Source organism: Oceanibium sediminis (assembly GCF_003265325.1).
Taxonomy (GTDB): domain Bacteria; phylum Pseudomonadota; class Alphaproteobacteria; order Rhodobacterales; family Rhodobacteraceae; genus Halovulum; species Halovulum sediminis.
Genome location: NZ_QGNX01000001.1, coordinates 381,497 through 402,194 on the forward strand (window position 1 = coordinate 381,497; position 20,698 = coordinate 402,194).

The window sequence follows — 20,698 nt, forward strand, 5'->3', positions numbered from 1 at the left end:
CCAAGGGGGGCGGGCCAGTTCCGCCGCCCCACCCCCTCAGGACATCGCCATCGAGCGTTTGCGCGCCGCGGCCAGCGCCTTGCCGGCCATGCGGACCAGCTGGTCGGAATCGCCCAGCGCGGCCAGCCCGGCGGCGGTGGTGCCATTGGGGCTTGTCACTGTCTCTCGCAGGACTGCCGGGTCGGGGTTTTCCTCCAGCAGCCGCCCAGCCGAGACGACAGTTCCCGCGGCCAGCGCGTTCGCCACGTCGCGCGAGAGGCCTTCGGCGACCGCGGCTTCGGCCATCGCCTCGCAGAACGCGAAGTAATAGGCGGGGCCGCTGCCCGAAAGCGCGGTGACGGCGTGCAGATCATCTTCTCGCGAGACCCAGACAAAAGTGCCGACGGCCTTGAACAGAGCCTCGGCCAGGGCCTTCTGGGAAGGGGACACCCCCTCGGCGGCGAAACCGGCGCTGGCGGAATGGCCCAGCATCGCGCCGATATTCGGCATCGCGCGCACCATGGCGCGGGTCGCGTCCGTGGCCGACAGCATCCTGTCGATGCCGATCCCCGCGGCGATGGAGATCGCCACCGTCTCGGGCTCGATGCAATGCTCCAGGCCCGCAAGGGCCTCCGCCACCTGGTGGGGCTTGGTGGCCAGCACCACTGCATCGACCCGCCTGTCGTTGGGCACCGCCTCGACAGAGCTTACCCGGTCAAGGCGGTAGTTATCGGGTATCGCCGAGGGCACAGCGCCCCGGAACTCCCGGCTGGAGCGATCGACCACGACATAGTCGTGGCCGGGACCGAGCGCGCGCAACCACCCCGTAAGTAAAGCGCCGCCCATACGCCCCGCTCCCACGAGGACAATATTGCGGCGCCTTATCATCAGAGCAGGCCTTTGCCCGCCTCGCGGATGGAGGTCATCAGCGCCTCATCCCCGTAACGCGCCAGCGAGAAGCCCTCGGCGTAGGCAGGTTTCTCGCTGCCCGCGATCCAGGCCGCGCACAGCTCGCCCGCGGCGCAGGCCGCCATGGTGCCGTACCCGGACAGGGCGCAGTTCATGTATGCCCCCTCGGGCCCCATGGGCCCGATCAGCGGCCAGTTTTCCTTCGTCATCGTGTAGTAACCGCCGTAGTGGTGCATGTTGCGGGGCAATTGCCCGATGTAGGTCTTGAGCGCGGGCGTCAGCCGTGAAGCACCGCGTAACACGATGTCGGGGAAGTTGTCATCCAGTGTGACCTGCCAATCCGCTTCAGTTGCAGATTCGTTATACGCCCAGCCCAGTTTGATCCAGCTTCCCTTGTCTCCGCCGTCTGGTCGGCAATGAATCGCCCCCGGCATTTCCCGCGCCATCCAGGCGACATCCTCGTCCTGCAAGAGCAGTTCCCGCTCCTCATCGGTCCAGTCGATGGTCTGCGGGTCGAGGTCGATGGAAAACGGCAGCGCGCGCGGAACCGCGCCTTCGCGATCCTCGAAGGCGATCTTCTGGTGCATGACGTTCTGGACCGGCAACTCGACCCCGAGCATCGCGGCGATACGGCCCGCGAAGGGGCCGGCGGCGTTGACGAGCTGGTCCGCCCGCGCGTCCAGCGGGCCGTCGGCGGTTTCGATCCGCACGCGGTAGCCGTCGCCCGCCTGGATGTCGCTGACCTCACCGGTGATGCGGGTCAGCCCGTTCTGCTTGAGGTATTCGAGCATGTACATGCCGAGCTGCTGGCCGCTGATATCGCCGCCCCGGCGCACGTGGACGATGGCGCGCACCTCCGGGTCGTAGCCCGGGAAGTGCTTCGCGATGAGCGCGCGGTCCTGCAGGATATCCACACCGTCCGGCACGCCTTCCCAGTCGGGCTTCTCGAAGCCGTGGTAGGCGGCGCTGCCGGTTCCGTCGTGGAAGCGGATCAACGCCTCGGCCTGGTCCTCGAAACCGGCGTGCAGCTGGGCGACCAGCGGGTCGATATCCTTCGCGCGGGTGGCAAGGGCGTAGCCCCGGCGGTTCATGTTGATCCGGTTGCCGGAGTCGCGGGCGATCTCTTCCATCAGGTCGATACTGCGGTTGGTGAAGGCGACCATGGCGGGATGCGACCACCAGTTGCGGTAGTTCTCGCCCGACTGGGCCGAGGTGAAGGCCATCGGCTGATCGCGGTCGACCAGGGTGATGTCGGTGTGGCCATGGGTGCGCGCCAGGTAATAGGCCGTGGCGATCCCGATGATGCCGGTTCCGATGACGATGGTTGAGGGCATGGGATGGGTGCTCCGATCGTGAGGGATGATTGCTTTGCGTCGTATCCGTATTTACATAATCGTATACGATTAGCAACTCTCGTATCCGGCATGCGCCGCGGCTTGCCGCCCGCCCGTTTCGAGCGCGGCGCCGCTCAGGCGGGCAGGCGCTCGCCCTCGGCCTCCGCCTCGGCGAACAGGGCGTGGATCTCCTCCGCCGGCACCCCGTCCGAGATGCAGACGATGCGCGTGCGCCGGTCCTCACTGGGCCAGTCGGCCAGTTCCTCGGGCGGGTGGAACAGGTGCTGGATGCCGTGGATGACGGAGGGGCGCTCGGCACCCTCGATGTTCAGCAGGCCTTTTACCCGCAACAGGTTCGGCCCATGGGCGGCAACCAGCCGGTCGATCCAGCCAGAGACGGTATCCCACGTCACCGGCGCGTCGCGCAGGATCGCGGTGGAGCCGATGTTCCCGCCCCCGCCATGCAGCGATTGCACAGATGATTTCGCGCGGCTCAGCCAGAATTCCGGGTCCAGCCGGTCCGCCGCACCGTCGGTGCGGGTTTCGAACAACTGCCGGTCTACCCGGTCAAGGCTGCGCAGCATGATCTCAGCCCCCGGGTTCAGCCGTTGCAGGTTGGCGCGCAACATCTCCAACGCGTCACCTTTGGCGATATCGGCCTTGGTGATGCAGATCCGGTCGGCCAGTGCCACCTGGCGCCCCGCCTCGGCATAGCGCTCCAGCACCGAAGCGCCGTTCACCGCGTCCACCAGCGTCACGATGCCGGTCAGCTCGAAGGCCAGCATCACCTGGAAGTCGTTCATCATCCCGTGCACCACCGGCACCGGATCGGCCAGCCCGGTGGTTTCGATCACCACGCGCGAGAACGGCTCGATCCGGCCCGCGCGCAAGTCGTCGTGCAAGCCCTTCAGCGCCTCCACCAGGTCGCCGCGGACCGAACAGCAGATGCAGCCGTTTTCCAGCAGGACGACGTTTTCGCTGGTCTGGCGCATCAGCTGGTGGTCCAGGCCGACCTCTCCGAATTCGTTGACGATGACCAGCGCGGGTTCGACCCCGGGCGTCGAGAGGTAGTCGTTCAGCAGGGTCGTCTTGCCACTTCCAAGGTGACCAGTCAGCAAGACCACCGGTATGCGCGTGGATCCGAACATCGCGTGTCCCCCATTCCTTGGTGGCCCAGTCCGGCGCATTCCGCGACATGGCGCGCAGGGCTTGTTTCGCCCGCGTTGCCGCTGGAATTATACGATGCTGAGCCTTTGTATACCTACAGCAGCCCGCGTATCATGGCGGCGGGGCACCCTCAAGAACCGTCCGCCCTCGTCCCTTCTGCGGGGACAGAGAGGATTGACCAGCCGGTTCAGGTCGCTAGGCTTCCTCAGCCTTGCCATATTCCATGCGGCACCGGGGCGAAAATACAACAACGCCTTGGCGTTTCGTATAAATATGCTACAAATAGTATACGAATTAGAAGAATGAATTTCGCGCGAAAAGCAAAGGGCCAACATGACAAAGCCGGCACATCTGACCACGACCTCCCAGCCGATCTATGACAGCCTGCGGGACGAGATCCTGTCCGGCGCCATCCGGCCGGGGGAACCGCTGCGTCAGGATGAAATCGCCAAGCGTCATGGAATCAGCAAGATCCCCGTGCGCGAAGCGCTTCTGAAGCTGGAGGCGGACGGTTTCGTGCTGTTTCGCAAGAACCGCGGCGCGATGGTGCGCGAACTGAGCGCCGCCGAGCTGCTGCACCTGATGGACATTCGCGTCGCCCTGGAATGCAAGGCGCTGGAACTGGCGATCCCGAACATGATCCAGTCCGACTTCGACGTGATGCACGCGCTGCTGAAGCAATACGCAGAGGTGGAGACCGTCGAGCATTGGAGCAGCATGAACCAGAGCTTCCACAACGCCCTGTACGAGCCCTGCGGCAACGCCCAGCTTCTGGACATGATCCGCGACATCCAGCAGCGCATGGGCCCCGCCCTGCGCCTGCTGATGACCGAGGCGAGCGGGCTTGACCGCCCCAACGAGGAACATCACGCGATCCTCTCGGCCTGCGAAAGCGGCGACGTCACGGGCGCGGTGGACCTGCTGCGCGCCCATATCGAGACGTCCAAGAAGGAAACCGCCGCCCGGCTGCGCCGCCGCGACACCGTCTAGGCGCGGCCTGTCCTCCAGATGCAGAACGCCCGCCGGAACCACCGGCGGGCGTTCTTGTTTCCGGCCCCGTGGGGCGGCCAGGGGGCTGGCGCGCGCCTCACCCCTCCATCAACAGTGCGGGCACCAGGAAGGACGCGACCAGCTTCAGAAGCTCGGCGTCCGCCGGGTCATAGCTGTCGCGCCGCGCGCTCATGTTCAGCACGCCGATGGTGCGCCCCTTGTGGCGGACCGGCGCGCAGAAGCTCGAATCCCGGCCCATGCTCAGCGACAATTCCGCGTCGGGGTAGGCCCAGCGCATGTCCGCCTCGCCGTTGCCCAGCCAGACCCGCCCCGCCTTCAGCACCACGTCTCCCCAGGGGGTGTCGCCCATGGGCTTGCGCCCACCGATGGGATACACCTCCTCGTTGGTGCTGAAGACGCGCCCGATCTCGCGGCTGTCGGGCAGATGCCGCAGGATGGTCAGCAGCATGAAGCCGAACCGCGCTTCGCAGAACGCGGCAACCGCGCCATGGATCGGACCGGGCGTCCGGGCTTCCGCGACAGCCTCTGCCAGGGGCAGAAGGGCCAGCGCGGGAAGGTCGGTGTTGCGCATGGTCACGGCCCGTAGATCAGGTTGGGGAACCAGAGCGCGATCTGCGGAAAGACCGCCAGTAGCAGCACGCCCACGACCATCAGCGCAAAGAACGGGAACGCCGCCTTCGCCACCCGGCTGATCGGATAGCCCGTCGCGCCCTGAAGCACGAACAGGTTGAAGCCGATGGGCGGGGTCACCGCCGCCATCTCGATCATGAGGACCAGGTAGACGCCGAACCAGATCGGGTCGAACCCGGCCTGCACGATCAGCGGCAGCGCGATGGGCAGGCTCATCACCACGATGGAGTTGCCGTCCAGCAGGAACCCGAGCCCGAGGTAGAACAGCGACAGGATCGCCAGCAGTCCCCAGGGCGACAGGTTCAGGCTGGCGATCCCCGCGGCCACGTCGGCCGGGATGTGCAGGAAGCCCATGGTGGTCGACAGCACCGCCGCCGCGATCAGCAGCACGCAAATCATGGTGGAGGTGCGCAGCGCCCCCATCAGCGACTCCGTGATCAGCCGGACCGAGAATTGCCCCGTCAGGATGACGATCAGCAGGCTCATGCAGACACCCACGGCAGCCGCCTCGGACGGGGTGGCGATCCCGGAATAGATCGAGCCGAGGACGATCACCATCAGCACCAAGAGCGGCAGCAGGTCGAGGAACGCCCCGAGGAAATCCCGCAAGCCGTAGCGCTGCCGCTCACCCGGCACCAGCGACGGGTTCATCAGGCTGCGCAGCACGATGTAGCCGGTGAACAGGCCGGAAATCATCAGCCCCGGCAGGACCCCGGCCGCGAACAGGCGCGCGACGGATTCCTCGGCCAGGATGCCGTAGACGATCATCACCAGCGACGGCGGGATCATCAGCCCCAGGCTGCCCGCCCCGGCGAGCGAGCCGATGGCCAGCGACTTGTCGTAGCCGCGCCCGAACAGCTCACGCGTGGTGATCTTGCCCACCGTCGCCGTCGTCGCGGTGGACGAGCCGGACACGGCGGCGAACATGGTGCAGCCCATGACGTTGGTGTGCAGCAGGCGCCCCGGGATCATGTTGACGAAGGGGGACAGGCCGCGGAACAGCCGCATGGAGATATCGGTGCGGAAGACGATCTCGCCCATCCAGATGAACATCGGGATCGCCGACAGTTCCCAGGCGGCGGCGTAGCGGTTCACGATCGCCGCCGTGATGGTGCCGATCCGCGCGAGGTTCATGTCTCCGATCAGCCACAAAGAGGTGACCGAGACGAGCGCGATGCTGGCGAACACCCAAAGCCCCGCCGACAGGAAGACGATGAGAATGCCGAATACGGTAAAGGCCGCCAGAAGTGCGTCCATGAAAGGAAACTCCTTATTGCTCTTGGTGGTCCAGGACCATGCCCGGCGCGGGTGACGGATGATCGTTGATGCGTTGCAACGCGTGCGCCACCAGTTGCAGGGCGAACAGGAGCAGGCCGACCAGGATCAGCGACTCGGGGATCCAGATCGGCACCTCGGCCGAGGTGGCCGAGACGGTGCCGCGCTCATAAGCGCGCGCGGCGCGGACCCAGAACATCCAGGCCAGCCCCAGCACCAGCACCCCGGTCGCCAGCGCGCCGATGGCGTCCAGCCAGCGTTGCTGGTTGTAGGACAGGCGCGTGCTCAGCAGGTTCACGCGGATCATGCTGCCGTTTTCCATCGTGTAGCCCAGCGACCAGACGATGCAGACCGACAGGCCGTAGCCGAGGAACTCGTCCTGCACGAATGTCGACGTGGAAAAGAAGTACCGCAGCACGATCTCGTAGGCGATGAAGGCGACCATCGCGACCAGCGCGGCGGCGGCGATAATCGCCGATCCTTGCGAGATCCGGTAAACGGCAAGGTAGAAACGGGACACGTCGAAGCCTCCTGCTGAGTGTGGGGGCGCCGGGGGGCGGCGAACGCCCCCCCCGGACAGGGTTACGCGCTTACTGGCGGTAGGCGGACAGGATCCGCTCGGCCCGCTCGCCGATCTTTTCGGCCCATTCGCTGACCACGGGGCTTGCGGCCTCGTTCAGGAAGGCGGTGAACTCGGCGGGAACGCTTTCGACGACCTCCATGTCGTTTTCACGCATCACGGCGAAGTCCTTGGCGATGCTGTCCGCGGCCAGCTGCCAGCCCAGCGCTTCGGCGGCCTCGGCGGCGGCCAGAACGTCGGCCTGCTGCGCTTCGCTCAGCCCGTCCCAGGTGTCGCGGTTCATGTGCACGGCCTGAAGCCCGGAGGAGTAGTTCACCTGCGTGAAGTGGGACTGAAGCTCCCACAGCTGCACGCCCACCCCGCCGTTGGCCGAGGTCAGAACCGCGTCGATCGCGTTGGTGGACAGCTGCGCGGGCACATCGGACCAGGCCAGCTTGATCGGGAACGCGCCAACGCCCTTCAGAAGCTCGGTCGCGGTCACGTCGAAGGTGCGGATCTTCACGCCTTCCAGGTCGGCAGCGCTTTCAAACGCCTTGTTGCCCCACAGGCCGGACGGCGGCCAGGGCGTGGCGAACAGGAACACCTGGCCGTTGTCTTCCAGAACCTTCTCGTATTCCGGCTTGGCCAGGTCATACAGACGCCGCGCGTCTGCCGTGGTGGGCGCAAGGAAGGGCAGCGCGGACAGCTGGAAGATCGGGTCGATCCCCAGCCAGGCCGAGAAGGGAGAGGTGGCAAGCTGGATCGCGCCATCGCCGACCGCGTCGAAATGATCGATGGTCTTGTAGCCCAGCGCGCCGCCGTGGTGCACGGTCACGTCGATCTCGCCTTCGCTGTTGTCGGCCAGTTCGGCGGCGAAGAAGTCGGCGACCTGCCCGTGCAGCGAGGTTCCTGGGAATTCGTTGCTCATGTCCCAGTTCTGGGCGACAGCGGGCTGGACCAGCGCCGCAAGGACCAGGGCGGCCACCGAAAGGCGCGTGGTCAGTTTGTCTGCTATGCGTGTCATTGTCTTCTCCCTCTTCTCTTCAATGACCTTCGGCTTTTGCGGCCGAAGATTGTCCCGCCCGCGCTTGAAAGCCGCTTTGGCCAGCATGGTTCGAGTCGGCCCAGTCTGAGTTTAGTATACGCTGTTGTCAATACGTATACGATTTAGGATTTCCGTGTTTCTCGAAGGATTGGGCGCGGCGGACCCCGGGCCCAAGGTGCGCGAAAGCCGGACCCGTCAGGGCCCGGCTTCCGGTCAACTCAGCGTGTTCTTGTAGAAGGTGCCGCCCTTCATGATGACGTTCAGGTTCGGCCCGCCCTCGGCAAAGACCGACAGGTCCTTGTAGGGATCGCCGTCCACCACCAGCAGATCGGCATGCGCGCCGGGGATCAGCTCGCCCAGCTTGCCTTCCTGGCGCAGGATGCGCGCGTTGGTGATCGTCGCCGCCGCGATTGCGCCCTGCGGGGACAGGACTTCGGCCTGCAACGCCAGCCCGTCGCACTGCCATTGCTGGGTGTGCATCGACAGGTCCGTGCCGTAGCCGATGGGCACACCGGCGGCCTTGCAGATCTCCAGCGATTCCAGCCCGGCGGCATGGACGATGTCGTTCTTCGCACGGCTGACCTCGGACTTGCCCGACGCCGCGCCAAGGCGCTTCGTGATCTCGTAGGTGATCAGCGTCGGCACGAGGTAGGCGTCCCGCTCGGCCATGTAGGCGGCGGTGTCGGGCTTGATGAAGTTGCCGTGCTCGATGGTGCGCAGCCCGGCGGCCAGCCCGCGGCGGATCGCGTCATCGGAATAGGCGTGGCCCGCGACGTAGACGCCCCAGCGCTGCGCCTCTTCCACGATCGCCTCGATCTCGTCCGAGCGGTACTGAAGGCTGTTCAGCGGATCGTTGGGCGAGGCGACGCCGCCGCTGAGCATGACTTTGATCTGGTCCGCGCCCTTGCGCAGCTCGTCCCGTACTGCCTTCAGCACCTCCGGCAGACCATCCGCGATGATGGAGAACAGCTCAGACGTGGAACAGCAGGCGTAATCCTCGGTCGTGACACTCGCCTCGCGGAAATCCCCGTGTCCGCCGGTCTGGGAAATCGAGCGCCCCGAAACGAACAGGCGCGGCGTGTCGATGTACCCCGCCTCAGATGCGTTGCGCATCCCGAAGTCGCCCCCCGCCATGTCCCGGACGGAGGTGAAGCCGCGCATCAGCATCCCCTTCAGCACGAACGCCGCCTTCGCCGAGGCGTAGGTGATCGGCACGGTCCGCGCGAGGCCGAGGTTCATCTCGTTCATGAACATGTGGACGTGGGTGTCGATCAGGCCGGGGCAGATTGTGCGCCCGCCCACGTCGATGCGCGCGGCGCTGTCGCTCTTGATCGGGGTGTCGGACACTTCCTTGACCAGCCCGTCCTCGATCAGCAGGTCGAGCCCTTCGACCAGTTCGGGCTGCCTCGGGTCGAGCAGCTTGCCGCCGCTGAAGATGATCGCTGTCACGATTGCGTCCTTTCCTGTCCCTTGCGATGGCGGCACGCGCCTCTGGCGCTTTGCTTGCCGTAGCGTTACTTCGGCGGCGCAGGGCGTACCCATCGCAGCACTGCCTCATTTGGTATACGTTCTGGAATTATCGTATTCATTTGTCAAGGCGGCGACAGGGATCTTTGCCCAGGCCCCAGGCGTGCTCGCAGACAGGGGCGGCGCATCGCCGGCAAGGGTTGTCCGCATGGCGCGTCGCGCTTAGCTATCGCTCATGGCACGTCAACCATCCCTTCTCGGCGATATGCTGAGCTCCCTTTTCGAGCGGCGCAGGCTGCCCGGGCGGGCGGACCCGGCCCGCACGATCGAGGACATGTGCACCGCCCTTCTGACCGAGGAGGGCGAGGTTTCGGGCATCCGGCTGGCGCAGACGATCCTCGACACCTACGAGGCGCTGGAGCGGGAGCAGAAGCGCGCCTTCTTCCACTACCTCAACGACCGTCTGGAACTGGACCCAGCCGAGGTCGCGACACTGGCCGGCGCTTACGCGAAGACCGGGACGCCAGAGGATTACCGCGCCCTGACCCGCGCCAGCGAGCCGCGCCGGCAGGAACTGCTGCGCCGCCTGAACCAGTCCTTCGGCGCGACGGCGGCACTGGTGCGGATGCGCGTGGACCTGCTGGAGTTCCTGCGCGAGGATGCGGACCTGAAGCGCACGGACTTCGATTTCGTCCACCTCCTGCGCAGCTGGTTCAACCGCGGCTTCCTGGTCTTGCGCCAGATCAGCTGGGAAACCCCCGCCAGCATCCTGGAAAAGATCGTCGCCTATGAGGCGGTGCACGCGATCAACGACTGGGACGACCTGCGCCGCCGCCTGCATCCGCCCGACCGGCGCTGTTTCGCGTACTTCCACCCCACGATGCCGGACGAGCCGCTGATCTTCGTCGAGGTGGCGCTGACACGCACGATCCCGGACTCGATCCAGGCGGTCCTGAGCGGGGATCGCCCGCCCTCGAACCCGGAAGAGACGAGCGTCGCGGTGTTCTACTCCATCTCCAACTGCCAGCGGGGCCTGAAGGGGATTTCCTTCGGCAATATGCTGATCAAGCAGGTGGTCGGCGAACTCAGCGCCGAGCTGCCGCAGCTGAAGACCTTCGTCACCCTCTCGCCCATCCCCGGCCTGAACGCCTGGCTGCGCGCGCATGACGGCGACGACACCGCCGGGGCGGTCCTGTCCGGCACCGCCCGCGCAGAGGATGTCGAGCATATGGCCGCGCGCTACCTGCTGGAGGCCCGCACCCCGAACGGCGCGCCGCTGGACCCGGTGGAACGCTTCCACCTCGGCAACGGCGCGCTGGTGCAGGATGTGCACGCCGGGGCGGACACCTCGGAAAACGGGCTGCGCCAGTCCAGCGGGGCGATGGTCAACTACCTCTATGACCTTGCGGAAATCAGCCAGAACCACGAAACCTTCGTCCGAGGGGAGGCGCTGCCCGCCTCCCGCACGATCAGACAGAAGGCGGCCCGGCAGAAGCCGGCCAGACAGAAGGCGGCGGACCAGGCCACCGCCCGCAGGAAAGACGGACCATGACGACCAACACGCTTTTCGATGCGCTGCTCGCCCCCCACCGCGCGCGCAAGACGCCGTTCCTGCACCTGAGCGAACCCGGCAGCCCGGCAGAGGTGTCCTTCGAGGACTTCCTCGCACAGGCGGCCCGGCTGGCCCATGTGCTGGTGGCCAGCGGCGTCACGCCCGGCGACCGGGTCCTGGTACAGGCGCCGAAACGCTCGGAAATGCTGGCGCTCTACGCCGCCGCGATCCAGGCGGGGGCGGTGTTCCTGCCGCTGAATACCGCCTATCGCCTTGACGAGGTCAGCTATTTCATCGCCGACGCCGCCCCTAAGCTGGTCGTCTGCACCAGCGACATGGCCGACGCCCTGCGCCCCCTGGCCGAGGCGGAGGGCGGCACCGTCCTGACGCTGAACGCGGACGGCTCCGGCACCCTGGCCGAGCGGATGCAGGGCCAGCCCGACAGTTTCGACACCGTGCCACGCGGGCCGGACGACCTGGCGGCGCTGCTTTATACCTCGGGCACGACGGGGCGCTCCAAGGGGGCGATGCTAACCCATGACAACCTGCTGTCCAACACCCGCGCGCTGGTGGACCTGTGGCGCATCACCAGCGACGACAGGCTGATCCACGCGTTGCCGATCTTTCACACCCACGGGCTGTTCGTGGCGATGAACACCTTCCTGCTGGCCGGGGGGCAGGTGCGCTTCCTGAACGGTTTCGACCTGGACGCCATCCTTGACGCGATGCCGGAGTCCACCGTGCTGATGGGCGTGCCGACCTTCTACACCCGGCTTCTGGGCGATGCGCGCCTGACGGCGGAGCGGGCGGCGAACATGCGGTTGTTCATCTCTGGCAGCGCGCCTTTGCTGGCGGAAACCCACACGGCCTTCAGCGCGCGCACCGGGCACCAGATCCTTGAGCGCTACGGCATGACGGAAACCAACATGACCACCTCCAACCCCTACGAGGGCGCGCGCAAGCCCGGCACCGTCGGCCATCCCCTGCCCGGCGTGGAAATCCGCCTGACGGACCCCGAAAGCGGCGCACCCGTGCCCCAAGGCAGCGTCGGCATGGTCGAAGTGCGCGGCCCCAACGTCTTCAAGGGCTACTGGCAGATGCCCGAGAAAACGGCCGAGGAAATGCGCGAGGACGGCTTCTTCATCACCGGGGACCTCGGCCAGCTGGATGCGGAGGGCTACCTGTCCATCGTCGGCCGCCAGAAGGACCTGATCATCACCGGCGGGCTGAACGTTTATCCCAAGGAAATCGAGGATGTGCTGAACGCCGTCCCCGGCGTGGCCGAAAGCGCCGTCTACGGCGTGCCCGACCCAGATTTCGGCGAGCGTATCATCGCCGACGTGGTGCCGCGCCCCGACGCGCAGGTGACAGAGGACGCTTTGCAAGCCGCAGCCGCCACGCTGGCCCGCTTCAAGCATCCGAAGGTCTATCGCATCGTGGAGGCGCTGCCGCGCAACACCATGGGCAAGGTGCAAAAGAACGTCCTGCGTACGAGCTATAAGGGCTGAAGGCGCGCGTCAGTCGCCCAGCAGCCCCTCCGCCTCCAGCACCTTGCGCGCCACGCGGAAACATTCCAGCGCCTGCGGCACGCCGCAATAGATGCCGATCACGTGGATGATGGCGCGCACCTCCTCAACCGTGACGCCATTGGTCAGCGCGCCCTTCAGGTGGATTTCCCACTCGGTCATCTTGCCGAGTGCTGCGATCATCGACAGGTTCATCATGCTGCGCGTCTTGGCGTCGATCACCTCGTCGCCCCAGCCGAAGCCCCAGCACCAGGCGGTCATCGCTTCCTGGAACGGGCGCGAGAAGTCATCCGCCGCCGCCAGGTTCCGCTCGACATAATCCGCGCCGACCGTGGCCTTGCGCTGCTCCAGCCCCTTCAGGAACAGGTCCTCGTCGAAAATGCTCATCTCTGCGGCTCCTTTCAGCGCGGCGGCAGGCGGGTGGCCCCGTCCAGGCGGATGGTGGTGGCGTTCAGAAAGCGGTTGCGCACGATGTGTTCCACCAGCGCCGCGTATTCCTCCGGGTCGCCCAGGCGCGCCGGGAAGGGGATGTTGGCGGTGATCGCCGCCGTCGTCTCCTCCGGCAGGCTTTCCATCATCGGGGTGTGGAACAGTCCCGGCGCAATGGCAATGACGCGGATGCCGCTTTTCGCGAATTCACGCGCCGCTGGCAGGCTCATCGCCGCGACACCCCCTTTCGAGGCGGCATAGGCCGTCTGCCCGAACTGCCCGTCCTCATACGCGATGGAGGCGGTGTTGATCACCACGCCCCGCTCGCCATCCTCCAGCGGGTCCAGCACCAGCATTTCACGCGTTGCGGCGGACATGACGTTGTAGGTGCCGATCAGGTTGACGCCGATCACCTGCCTGAACAGGTCGGTGGACAGCTTTCCCTCCCGCCCCACGACGCGGGCGGCGGGGGCGATGCCCGCGCAGTTGACCACGATCCGGGGTGCCTGCCCAGCGGCGGCGATCCCCTCGCGCAGCGCCTGTTCGACCGCGCCCGTATCGGCCACATCCGCCACGACCGCATGACCGCCGGTCGCCTCCGCCGTGGCTTTTGCGCGCGTAGCGTCGAAATCCAGCGCGATGATCGTCGCGCCACAGGCGGCCAGATGCCGCGCCGTTGCCGCGCCCAGCCCGCTGCCAGCGCCGGTGATCAGGGCCACATGTCCGTTCAACTCCATCGCTTCGCCTTTCTATTCCGCCGCCGTCAGGGTCAGCTGTACCGGGGCCAGCCCGGTGATCTCCCCCTCCAGCCGGTCGCCCGCCACCACGGGGCCGACACCCGCGGGCGTCCCCGTCATGATCAGATCACCCGGGCCGAGGTGGTAGTAATGGGACAGGTCGCTGACCAGTTCCTCCACAGACCAGACCATGTCCGATAACAGCGCGTCCTGGCGCGTTTCCTCGTTGACCGCCAGCGTGATGCGCTGCGCCCCGACAGCGCCGAACGCGGCGGCGGGCGTCAGCGGGCCCAGCACCGCGCCATTCTCCACGTCCTTACCTAGGTCCCAGGAGCGGCGTTTTTCCTTCGCCGCCGCCTGCAAATCACGCCGCGTCATGTCCAGCCCCGCGCCGTAAAAGCCGACGGCCGAGCCTGCGTCCGCCACCGGCACACGGAACGCATCGCCGGTGAGGGCGACAACGAACTCCATCTCGTGGTGATAGTCCGAGGTGCCCGGCGGATAGGGCACGCTTGCCCCGCTTTCGACAGCAGAGAATGCCGATTTCGTGAAATAGAACGGGGCCGAACGGTCCACCGTGTTGCCCATCTCCGCCGCGTGGGCGGCGTAGTTGCGCCCGACGCAGAAGATGCGGCGGATGGGATAGCGCACCCCCTGCCCGGTGATCGGCAGGCTGGGCAGCGTGGCGGGCGGGAACAGGAAGTCAGGCATCTACGCTCCGGGATGAAGGGCTGTCAGACGCAGCCTAGGGGCAATTCCGCGAAAGCTGAATCGGAAAATCCCGCGCGCCTCTCAGCCCCTTTCGGCAGGCTCGTCCGGTTCCTTGTCCTCGAGGATCCGGGCGGCGTTGCCCTCCGGGTCCTCGAACTGGCCAGAGGACAGCGCGAACCAGAAGGCCGCGAGCCCCAGCCCGCCGAGGAACAGTGAAATCGGGATGAGGATCAGCAGGACCGTCATGCCCGCACCCCTTGGCGCACGCGCAACGCGTTGAGCGAGACGCAGATGGAAGAGCCCGACATCGCCAGCGCCGCCATCAGCGGCGTCGCGTGGCCGCTCAGCGCGATCGGGATCGCCACGGCGTTGTAGGCCGCCGCAAGCGCGAAGTTCTCAAGGATGCGCGCCCGGGCCGAGCGGGCGACGCGCAGGATACGCGGCACCACGTCCAGGTCGGGGCGCAGCAGGATGATGTCCGCAGCGGTGCGCGCCGCGTCGATGCCGCTGGCCGGGGCGATGGACACATCCGCCTTCGCCAGGGCCGCGGTGTCGTTCAGCCCGTCGCCCAGCATCAGCACGCCGTTTCCGGCTGCGGACAGCGCCGCCACCTCGGCCTGTTTCTGCTGCGGGCTCATCCCGCCAGAGGCGACGCCGATGCCAAAACGCGCCGCCAGCGCCTGCGTCGGCCCGTCCGCATCGCCGGAGATCACGCGAATGTCGCGGACCTGCTTGCGCAGCCCCTCCAGCATCTGCTCCAACCCGCGGCGCGGGTGGTCGACGAAGCTGAAGCGCACCGGCTGGTGATCGCCCAACCGCAGGAAGGTGGTCGCGCCCCCCGGCGGCGCGGTGTCGCAATCCCCGCCAACCCAGTCGAGCCGCCCCAGCCGCACGCGTTGGCCTTCGAAACGCGCCTCGACGCCGCTGCCGGGCACCTCGCGCAGGTCGCTGACCTCGGCCGGGGCGATGCCACGGGTATGGGCGGCAATCGCAAGCCCCTGCGCCAGTGGGTGCATGCTGCCCGCCCCCAGCCCTGCGGCCAGCGCCAGATCCTCGGGCCGGACATCCCCGGTCAGCTCGGGCACGCCGGAGGTCAGCGTGCCGGTCTTGTCCAGCAGCACCGTGTCCACCCGCGCCAGCCGTTCGAGCGCGGCACCGTCCTTCAGCAACACGCCCTGGCGGAACAGCGCCCCGCTGGCGGCCACCATGACGGAGGGCACAGCAAGCCCCAGCGCGCAGGGGCAGGTGATGATCAGCACGGCGGTCGCGATGTTGATCGCCAGCCGCAAGTCCCCGGTGCCGATGTACCAGCCCACGGCCGCGATGGCCGCCAGCGAATGCACCAACGGCGCGTAGACCTTGGCCGCCCGGTCCGCCAGCGTGACGTAGCCGTGTTTCGCGGATTCCGCCGCGCGGACAAGCTCGGCGATGCGCGCAAGCTGCGTGTCCTCGCCGGCAGCTGTAACGCGGATGTCGATCAGCCCGGTCAGGTTGACCTCGCCCGCGCTGACCGGCTCCCCGGTCTTCAGCGGGACGGGGGCGCTTTCCCCGGTCAGGAACGCGCGATCGAGGTCGCTTTCGCCGCTGACGACCACGCCGTCGGCGGGCACGCGCATGCCCGGGGGGACCCGCAGGATATCGCCCACGGCGACCTCGGCCACGGCGACGCGCTGCGTCGTCCCGTCCGCGCCCACACGGGTGGCGCGCGGCACGTCCAGCGCCGCCAGCTCCGCCGCGGCAGAGCGCGCGGCGCGGCGGCTGCGGTGGTCCAGCACCCGGCCCAGCAGCAGGAAGAAGGTCAGCGAAAGCGCCGCGTCGAAATAGGCGTGCGCGCCCCCCGCCGCCGTTTCGTAAAGCGACATGCCCAGCGCCAACAGGATCGCCAGCGAGATCGGCGTGTCCATCACCAGCCGCCGCACCTTCAGCGCGGCCCAGGCGTTGCGGAAGAACGGCTGCGCAGCAAACAGCGCCGTGGGCAGGGCGATGGCGGCGGAAATCCAGTGCAGGAAGTCCCGCGTGACGCCCTCGGCCCCGGACCAGACCGCGACCGACAGCAGCATTACGTTCATCGCCGCGAAGCCGGAAATCCCCAGCCGCAGCAGCAGCGCGCGGCCCACCGGGTCCGCCGTGCCCTTGGCCAGCGTGTCCCCGTCCAGCGCCACGCCGGGGTGGCCGATGGCGGCAAGGCGGTCCAGCAGCCGGTCCTCGGCGGTTTCGCTATCGGCGACTTCGACGCGCACCTGCTTCTGGGTCAGGTTGACCCGCGCGGCGCGCACCTCCGCAAGATCACCCAGCCCCCGCTCCACGGTGGAGATACAGGCCGCGCAATGCACCGATGGCACGGAAAAATGTAGAACCCTGGTCCGCCCCGCGACAGGCGCGGCGGCAGTACCGTCCGGCCTTGGCGCCGGAAGGTCGACACAGGCCGGGCAGGCGACCGTCATCCCCTGGCCCCGACCGTCAGGTTCAGGCGCTGGCGAAAGGCGGTGCCGTCAGCCGCCTCGGCGTCGAGCCAGAGGGTCCAGAGCCCGGCCTCCAGCCGCGCGGGCGCGACGAGCTTGCCGTCCGGGCGCGCCACGAAGGCCAGTACCTGATCGTCTTGCACATGGGTGGCGCGCCCGACCTTCGCCGAGATCCGCGCCGGAGTCAGGAGCAGGCCGTCACGATCCGTCACGCGCAGCAGCACGCGGTCGCCCTCGACGCTGGCGGACACGTCCCAGCCAAGGGCGATCTGCGCCTTGCGATCGGTATCGAACGCCTGGCTGGCGACGTAGCTGTTCGCCGTCTCAAGCCCCGGGAACGAGCCCAGCGCGGAAAACAGCAGCGTCAGGTTCGCCGCCAGGATCACCCCGAAAGCGCCGACCGTGATGGCCAGAACCTTCCTGCCGGTCAGCGGACGGGCGGTGGTTTCGCTGTGATCTGTCATTCGCCACTCCCGTGGAAGATGGTATCGGAATAGGCCCGCGTGGTCGAGCCGGGGTCTTCCACCCAGATCCGCGCGTCGGTGCGCGCCGCCTCGGCCGCGGGGCTGCCGGGGCGCGCGTAGAGGTAGACGCGCTGGTTGTAGGTGCTGTCGGCGGGCACCTCGATGCTCAGCTCGGGCGTGCCCTCAAGCTCGATCCGCAGCACCTCGGGCGAGGTGACGGACAGGTGCAACTCGCGCGGGGCGCCGGTCTGGTTGCGCAGGCGCACCTCGTAGGTGTTGCGGATGGTGCCGTCGGACATGGTCACGAAGGTGGGGTTGCGCACCGGCGCGACGGACATGGTCAGGTCGGTGCGGATGAACAGCGCCACCAGCAGGCCGACGCCGACCAGCGTCCAGAGCGCGGTGTAGACGATGGTGCGCGGGCGCACGATGTGCTTCCAGGCCGGGCGCGGCGGCTCGCCGGCACGTTCACGCCCTTCGTCGGCCAGGGTGCAGTAGTCGATCAGCCCACGCGGCTTGCCGATCTTGGCCATGATGTCGTCACAAGCGTCGATGCACAGCGCGCAGGTGATGCATTCCAACTGCTGCCCGTCGCGAATATCGATCCCTTGCGGGCAGACGTTCACGCAGGCCATGCAGTCGATGCAGTCCCCGGTGGTGTTTTCGTGCTTCTTGCCGCGCGGCTCCCCCCGCCAGTCGCGGTAGGCGACGGTCAGCGTGTCCTCGTCCATCATCGCGGCCTGGATGCGGGGCCAGGGGCACATGTAGATGCAGACCTGCTCACGCAGGAAGCCGCCGAAGATGAAGGTCGTCGCCGTCAGCACCGCGACCGAGCCATAGGCCACGAAGGGCGCCTGCCCGGTGAAAAGCTGAACCAGCAGCGTCGGCGCATCGGCAAAGTAGAAGACCCAGGCCCCGCCGGTGGCGATGGCGATCAGCATCCAGACGGTCCACTTGGTCACACGCAGCCGGGCCTTCTTCGCGCTCCAGGGCGCGTTCCACAGGCGCAGGCGCGCGTTGCGGTCCCCCTCGATCCAGCGCTCGACCAGGATGAACAGGTCGGTCCAGACGGTCTGCGGGCAGGAATAGCCGCACCACACCCTCCCCAGGGCCGAGGTGAACAGGAACAGGCCCAGCCCGGCCATGATCAGCAGACCGGCCACGAAATAGAACTCGTGCGGCCAGATCTCGATCCAGAAGAAGAAGAAGCGCCGGTTCGCCATGTCCACCAGGACGGCTTGGTCGGGCAGGTTCGGGCCCCGGTCCCAGCGAATCCAGGGCGTCAGGTAATAGATGCCCAGCGTGATTCCCATGATCCACCACTTGAGCGTGCGGAAGTACCCGCTGACCCGGCGGGGAAAGACCGGTTCCTGGGCTTCATAGAGTTTCGGGGCGTCGCTGGGCGCACTCATGACTGTGCATTCCTTTGCAAGGGGGCCTGTTCACGGGGCCTTGTGCCGATGGCGCGCCTTGCGCACCTTGATGCAGATCAACAGGTTTCGCCCCGAAAGGCAAAGCCCTGCCGTGCGGAACACGGCAGAGCTTCGGGGCGATCGGCTCAAGATTGTGTGAACAGGCGCCGCCGCCCTTCCCCGCTGGGAGGACCGGGGGTTTCCAGGCGCCGGTTACTCCCCGCCGCCAAGCTGGTGCACATAGGCCGAGACCTGGCGGATCTGCGCCTCGGTCAGGCGATCGACCCAGGGCGGCATCATGCCGGCGCGCGAGTAGGTGATCGTTTCGATCAGCGTCTCGCGGTCGCCACCGTAAAGCCAGATCGCGTCCGCCAGGTTGGGCGCGCCCAGGTCGATGTTGCCCTCGGCGTTTTCACCGTGGCAGGCGGAACATTCGTTGACGAAGGTTTCCGCACCGGCGGCGGCCAGCGTCGCGTCGGCATCGTCGTTGGTCAGCGAATAGACGTATTCCGCAACGGCGGTGATTTCCTCGTCGCTGAGGTAGTTGTCGCCGAAGGCCGGCATCTCGGAGAAGCGGGTGTCGAAATCCGTGTCCGAGCGGATGCCGTGGCTGATCGTCTGGTGGATATTCTCGATATCCCCGCCCCAGAGCCACGCGTCATCCAGCAGGTTGGGATAGCCGACAGCCCCGGCCGCGCCCGCGCCGTGACACTGCGCGCAGTAGGTCTTGAAGATGGCCGCGCCGCCCGCCGTTGCATAGCGGTTCAGGTCCGCGTCGTCTGCGATCGCGGTCAGTTCCGTTTCGACCAGCTGTTCGTCCAGCGCCGCGTTGGCGTCGCGGAAGGCGGCGATTTCCTCGGCCACCTCGGCCCGCGTCGAATAGCCCAGGATCCCCGGCGTCGCCCCGTTCACCAGCGGAATCGCCGGGTAGAGTATGACGTAGATCACCGAGAAGATGATCGTGCCGTAGAACGTCAGGATCCACCAGCGGGGCATCGGCGTGTCGTATTCGCGGATGCCGTCCCACTCATGGCCCGTGGTGGGCATTTCTTCGGTCTTGTCCAGTTTGCGTGCCATGTCAGTGGTCCTTTGCCAGTCTGGCGCGATCTTCCCCGCTTTGCGGCAGGGTGTCGTTGCGCAGCGGGATGTTGGCGATGTCCTTGTGCAGCGCGCGGCTGCCCGGACGGAAGGCGAACAGCACCACGCCGATGAAGATCAGCGTCAGGACCAGCAGGGCCCAGCTGTCCGCGAATTCCCGCAGGAGCGTGTAGGTATCCATCGTTCCCCCTTACCGGCTTTCCACGGGCTCGAAGGTGGAGAAATCCACCAGCGTTCCCAGCATCTGCAGATAGGCGATCATCGCGTCGAGCTCGGTCAGCTCGGGATTGCCGTCGAAGTTGCGCACGTTCACCTTTTCACCGTAGCGCTCGATCAGACCGTCGTAATCGCTGTCCGGGTTGGCCTGGTTGCGGAAGTCCGCTGCGGCGTTCTCCAGCATGTCCTCAGTGTAGGGCACGCCGACGATGCTGTGCGCGGTCAGCAACTTCTCGATATGTTCGCCCTCGATCCGGGTTTCGCCCAGGTGCGCATAGGACGGCATGATGCTTTCGGGCACCAGGTCCTGCGGCCGCTGGAAGTGGTCGATGTGCCAGTCGTCCGAGTAGCGCCCGCCGACGCGGGCCAGGTCGGGCCCGGTGCGTTTGCTGCCCCACTGGAACGGATGGTCGTACATCGATTCCGCCGCCAGTGAGTAGTGGCCGTAACGCTCCACCTCGTCGCGCATGGGGCGGATCATCTGGGAATGGCAGACGTAGCAGCCCTCGCGGATGTAGATGTCGCGCCCGGTCAGTTCCAGCGGGGTGTAGGGGCGCACGCCCTCCACTTCCTCGATGGTGTTCTCAAGGTAGAACAGGGGCACGATTTCCACGATGCCGCCGATTGTGACGACGGCGAAGCTTGCGACCATCAGCAGGGTGGCGTTCTTTTCCAGAACACTGTGTTTGTCGAGGATCGACATGACGCGTCCCTC

The 20,698-nt window shown here is 66.9% G+C and carries 21 protein-coding genes; 3 read left to right on the forward strand and 18 right to left on the reverse strand.

All coding sequences use genetic code 11. From position 1 onward, the window contains the following. Positions 1-36: 36 nt before the first annotated feature. From proC to DJ029_RS22045, 3 genes are all read right to left on the reverse strand, one after another. Positions 37-867 carry a pyrroline-5-carboxylate reductase gene (gene proC / locus DJ029_RS01900; protein ID WP_112320627.1) on the reverse strand — a complete coding sequence of 277 codons (831 nt, stop codon included), beginning with the start codon at positions 865-867 and terminating at the stop codon, positions 37-39. Next, entirely contained in the window at positions 867-2,222 is a 1,356-nt protein-coding gene (locus DJ029_RS01905) for an NAD(P)/FAD-dependent oxidoreductase (protein WP_112320628.1), read from the reverse strand. Before DJ029_RS01905 ends, proC begins: the two co-directional genes overlap by 1 nt. Before the next feature lie 134 nt (positions 2,223-2,356). Continuing rightward, the gene (locus tag DJ029_RS22045; RefSeq protein ID WP_232822932.1) at positions 2,357-3,370 is read right to left on the reverse strand and encodes a CobW family GTP-binding protein; all 1,014 of its coding nucleotides are present in this window, start codon (positions 3,368-3,370) and stop codon (positions 2,357-2,359) included. Positions 3,371-3,722: 352 nt separating this feature from the next. Between DJ029_RS22045 and DJ029_RS01915 the strand changes: the two genes are divergently transcribed. Next, complete coding sequence (locus DJ029_RS01915) at positions 3,723-4,379, forward strand: GntR family transcriptional regulator (RefSeq protein WP_112320630.1); 657 nt, start codon at positions 3,723-3,725, stop codon at positions 4,377-4,379. A 97-nt stretch (positions 4,380-4,476) separates the two neighbouring features. Here DJ029_RS01915 and DJ029_RS01920 read toward each other — a convergent pair whose 3' ends face one another. The 5 genes from DJ029_RS01920 to DJ029_RS01940 form a co-directional block, all read right to left on the reverse strand. Further along, positions 4,477-4,971 carry a GAF domain-containing protein gene (locus DJ029_RS01920; RefSeq protein ID WP_112320631.1) on the reverse strand — a complete coding sequence of 165 codons (495 nt, stop codon included), beginning with the start codon at positions 4,969-4,971 and terminating at the stop codon, positions 4,477-4,479. A gap of 2 nt (positions 4,972-4,973) precedes the next feature. Then, positions 4,974-6,287 (reverse strand): TRAP transporter large permease, encoded by a 1,314-nt coding sequence (locus DJ029_RS01925; protein WP_112320632.1) that lies wholly within the window; start codon positions 6,285-6,287, stop codon positions 4,974-4,976. 13 nt (positions 6,288-6,300) lie between these two features. Continuing rightward, positions 6,301-6,825: a TRAP transporter small permease subunit gene (locus DJ029_RS01930; RefSeq protein ID WP_112320633.1), complete on the reverse strand. Its 525-nt coding sequence runs from the start codon at positions 6,823-6,825 to the stop codon at positions 6,301-6,303. A 70-nt stretch (positions 6,826-6,895) separates the two neighbouring features. After that, positions 6,896-7,888, reverse strand: coding sequence for a TRAP transporter substrate-binding protein (locus DJ029_RS01935; protein WP_157966230.1), 993 nt, complete (start codon positions 7,886-7,888; stop codon positions 6,896-6,898). A gap of 234 nt (positions 7,889-8,122) precedes the next feature. After that, the gene (locus DJ029_RS01940; RefSeq protein WP_157966231.1) at positions 8,123-9,358 is read right to left on the reverse strand and encodes a metal-dependent hydrolase family protein; all 1,236 of its coding nucleotides are present in this window, start codon (positions 9,356-9,358) and stop codon (positions 8,123-8,125) included. A gap of 283 nt (positions 9,359-9,641) precedes the next feature. Here DJ029_RS01940 and DJ029_RS01945 point away from each other — a divergent pair, with 283 nt between their 5' ends. Together DJ029_RS01945 and DJ029_RS01950 are read left to right on the forward strand one after the other, a co-directional pair. Continuing rightward, a complete protein-coding gene (locus DJ029_RS01945) occupies positions 9,642-10,928 on the forward strand; it encodes a malonyl-CoA decarboxylase (protein WP_232822933.1) in 1,287 nt (428 codons plus the stop codon). Continuing rightward, positions 10,925-12,436 (forward strand): malonate--CoA ligase, encoded by a 1,512-nt coding sequence (locus tag DJ029_RS01950; protein ID WP_112320637.1) that lies wholly within the window; start codon positions 10,925-10,927, stop codon positions 12,434-12,436. The genes DJ029_RS01945 and DJ029_RS01950 overlap by 4 nt, the downstream gene beginning before the upstream one ends. A 9-nt stretch (positions 12,437-12,445) precedes the next feature. Here the strand turns inward: DJ029_RS01950 and DJ029_RS01955 are convergent, their stop codons facing one another. The 10 genes from DJ029_RS01955 to ccoO all read right to left on the reverse strand — a co-directional run bounded on the left by DJ029_RS01955 (position 12,446) and on the right by ccoO (position 20,686). Continuing rightward, positions 12,446-12,841 (reverse strand): carboxymuconolactone decarboxylase family protein, encoded by a 396-nt coding sequence (locus DJ029_RS01955; RefSeq protein WP_112320638.1) that lies wholly within the window; start codon positions 12,839-12,841, stop codon positions 12,446-12,448. 14 nt (positions 12,842-12,855) lie between these two features. Further along, positions 12,856-13,620 (reverse strand): SDR family NAD(P)-dependent oxidoreductase, encoded by a 765-nt coding sequence (locus DJ029_RS01960; RefSeq protein ID WP_112320639.1) that lies wholly within the window; start codon positions 13,618-13,620, stop codon positions 12,856-12,858. Positions 13,621-13,632: 12 nt separating this feature from the next. Further along, entirely contained in the window at positions 13,633-14,331 is a 699-nt protein-coding gene (locus tag DJ029_RS01965) for a fumarylacetoacetate hydrolase family protein (protein WP_112320640.1), read from the reverse strand. A gap of 81 nt (positions 14,332-14,412) precedes the next feature. Continuing rightward, the gene (gene ccoS, locus DJ029_RS01970; protein WP_112320641.1) at positions 14,413-14,577 is read right to left on the reverse strand and encodes a cbb3-type cytochrome oxidase assembly protein CcoS; all 165 of its coding nucleotides are present in this window, start codon (positions 14,575-14,577) and stop codon (positions 14,413-14,415) included. Further along, entirely contained in the window at positions 14,574-16,775 is a 2,202-nt protein-coding gene (locus DJ029_RS01975) for a heavy metal translocating P-type ATPase (RefSeq protein ID WP_112320642.1), read from the reverse strand. Before DJ029_RS01975 ends, ccoS begins: the two co-directional genes overlap by 4 nt. Beyond that, positions 16,772-17,257: a FixH family protein gene (locus DJ029_RS01980; RefSeq protein WP_112320643.1), complete on the reverse strand. Its 486-nt coding sequence runs from the start codon at positions 17,255-17,257 to the stop codon at positions 16,772-16,774. Before DJ029_RS01980 ends, DJ029_RS01975 begins: the two co-directional genes overlap by 4 nt. After that, positions 17,254-18,669 carry a cytochrome c oxidase accessory protein CcoG gene (ccoG, locus tag DJ029_RS01985; protein WP_112320644.1) on the reverse strand — a complete coding sequence of 472 codons (1,416 nt, stop codon included), beginning with the start codon at positions 18,667-18,669 and terminating at the stop codon, positions 17,254-17,256. Before ccoG ends, DJ029_RS01980 begins: the two co-directional genes overlap by 4 nt. A gap of 213 nt (positions 18,670-18,882) precedes the next feature. Next, positions 18,883-19,746 carry a cytochrome-c oxidase, cbb3-type subunit III gene (gene ccoP, locus DJ029_RS01990; protein ID WP_112320645.1) on the reverse strand — a complete coding sequence of 288 codons (864 nt, stop codon included), beginning with the start codon at positions 19,744-19,746 and terminating at the stop codon, positions 18,883-18,885. A 1-nt stretch (position 19,747) separates the two neighbouring features. After that, positions 19,748-19,948: a cbb3-type cytochrome c oxidase subunit 3 gene (locus DJ029_RS01995; protein WP_112320646.1), complete on the reverse strand. Its 201-nt coding sequence runs from the start codon at positions 19,946-19,948 to the stop codon at positions 19,748-19,750. 9 nt (positions 19,949-19,957) lie between these two features. Continuing rightward, on the reverse strand, positions 19,958-20,686 hold the full coding sequence (gene ccoO / locus DJ029_RS02000; protein ID WP_112320647.1) for a cytochrome-c oxidase, cbb3-type subunit II: 729 nt from the start codon (positions 20,684-20,686) through the stop codon (positions 19,958-19,960). Positions 20,687-20,698 lie beyond the last annotated feature (12 nt).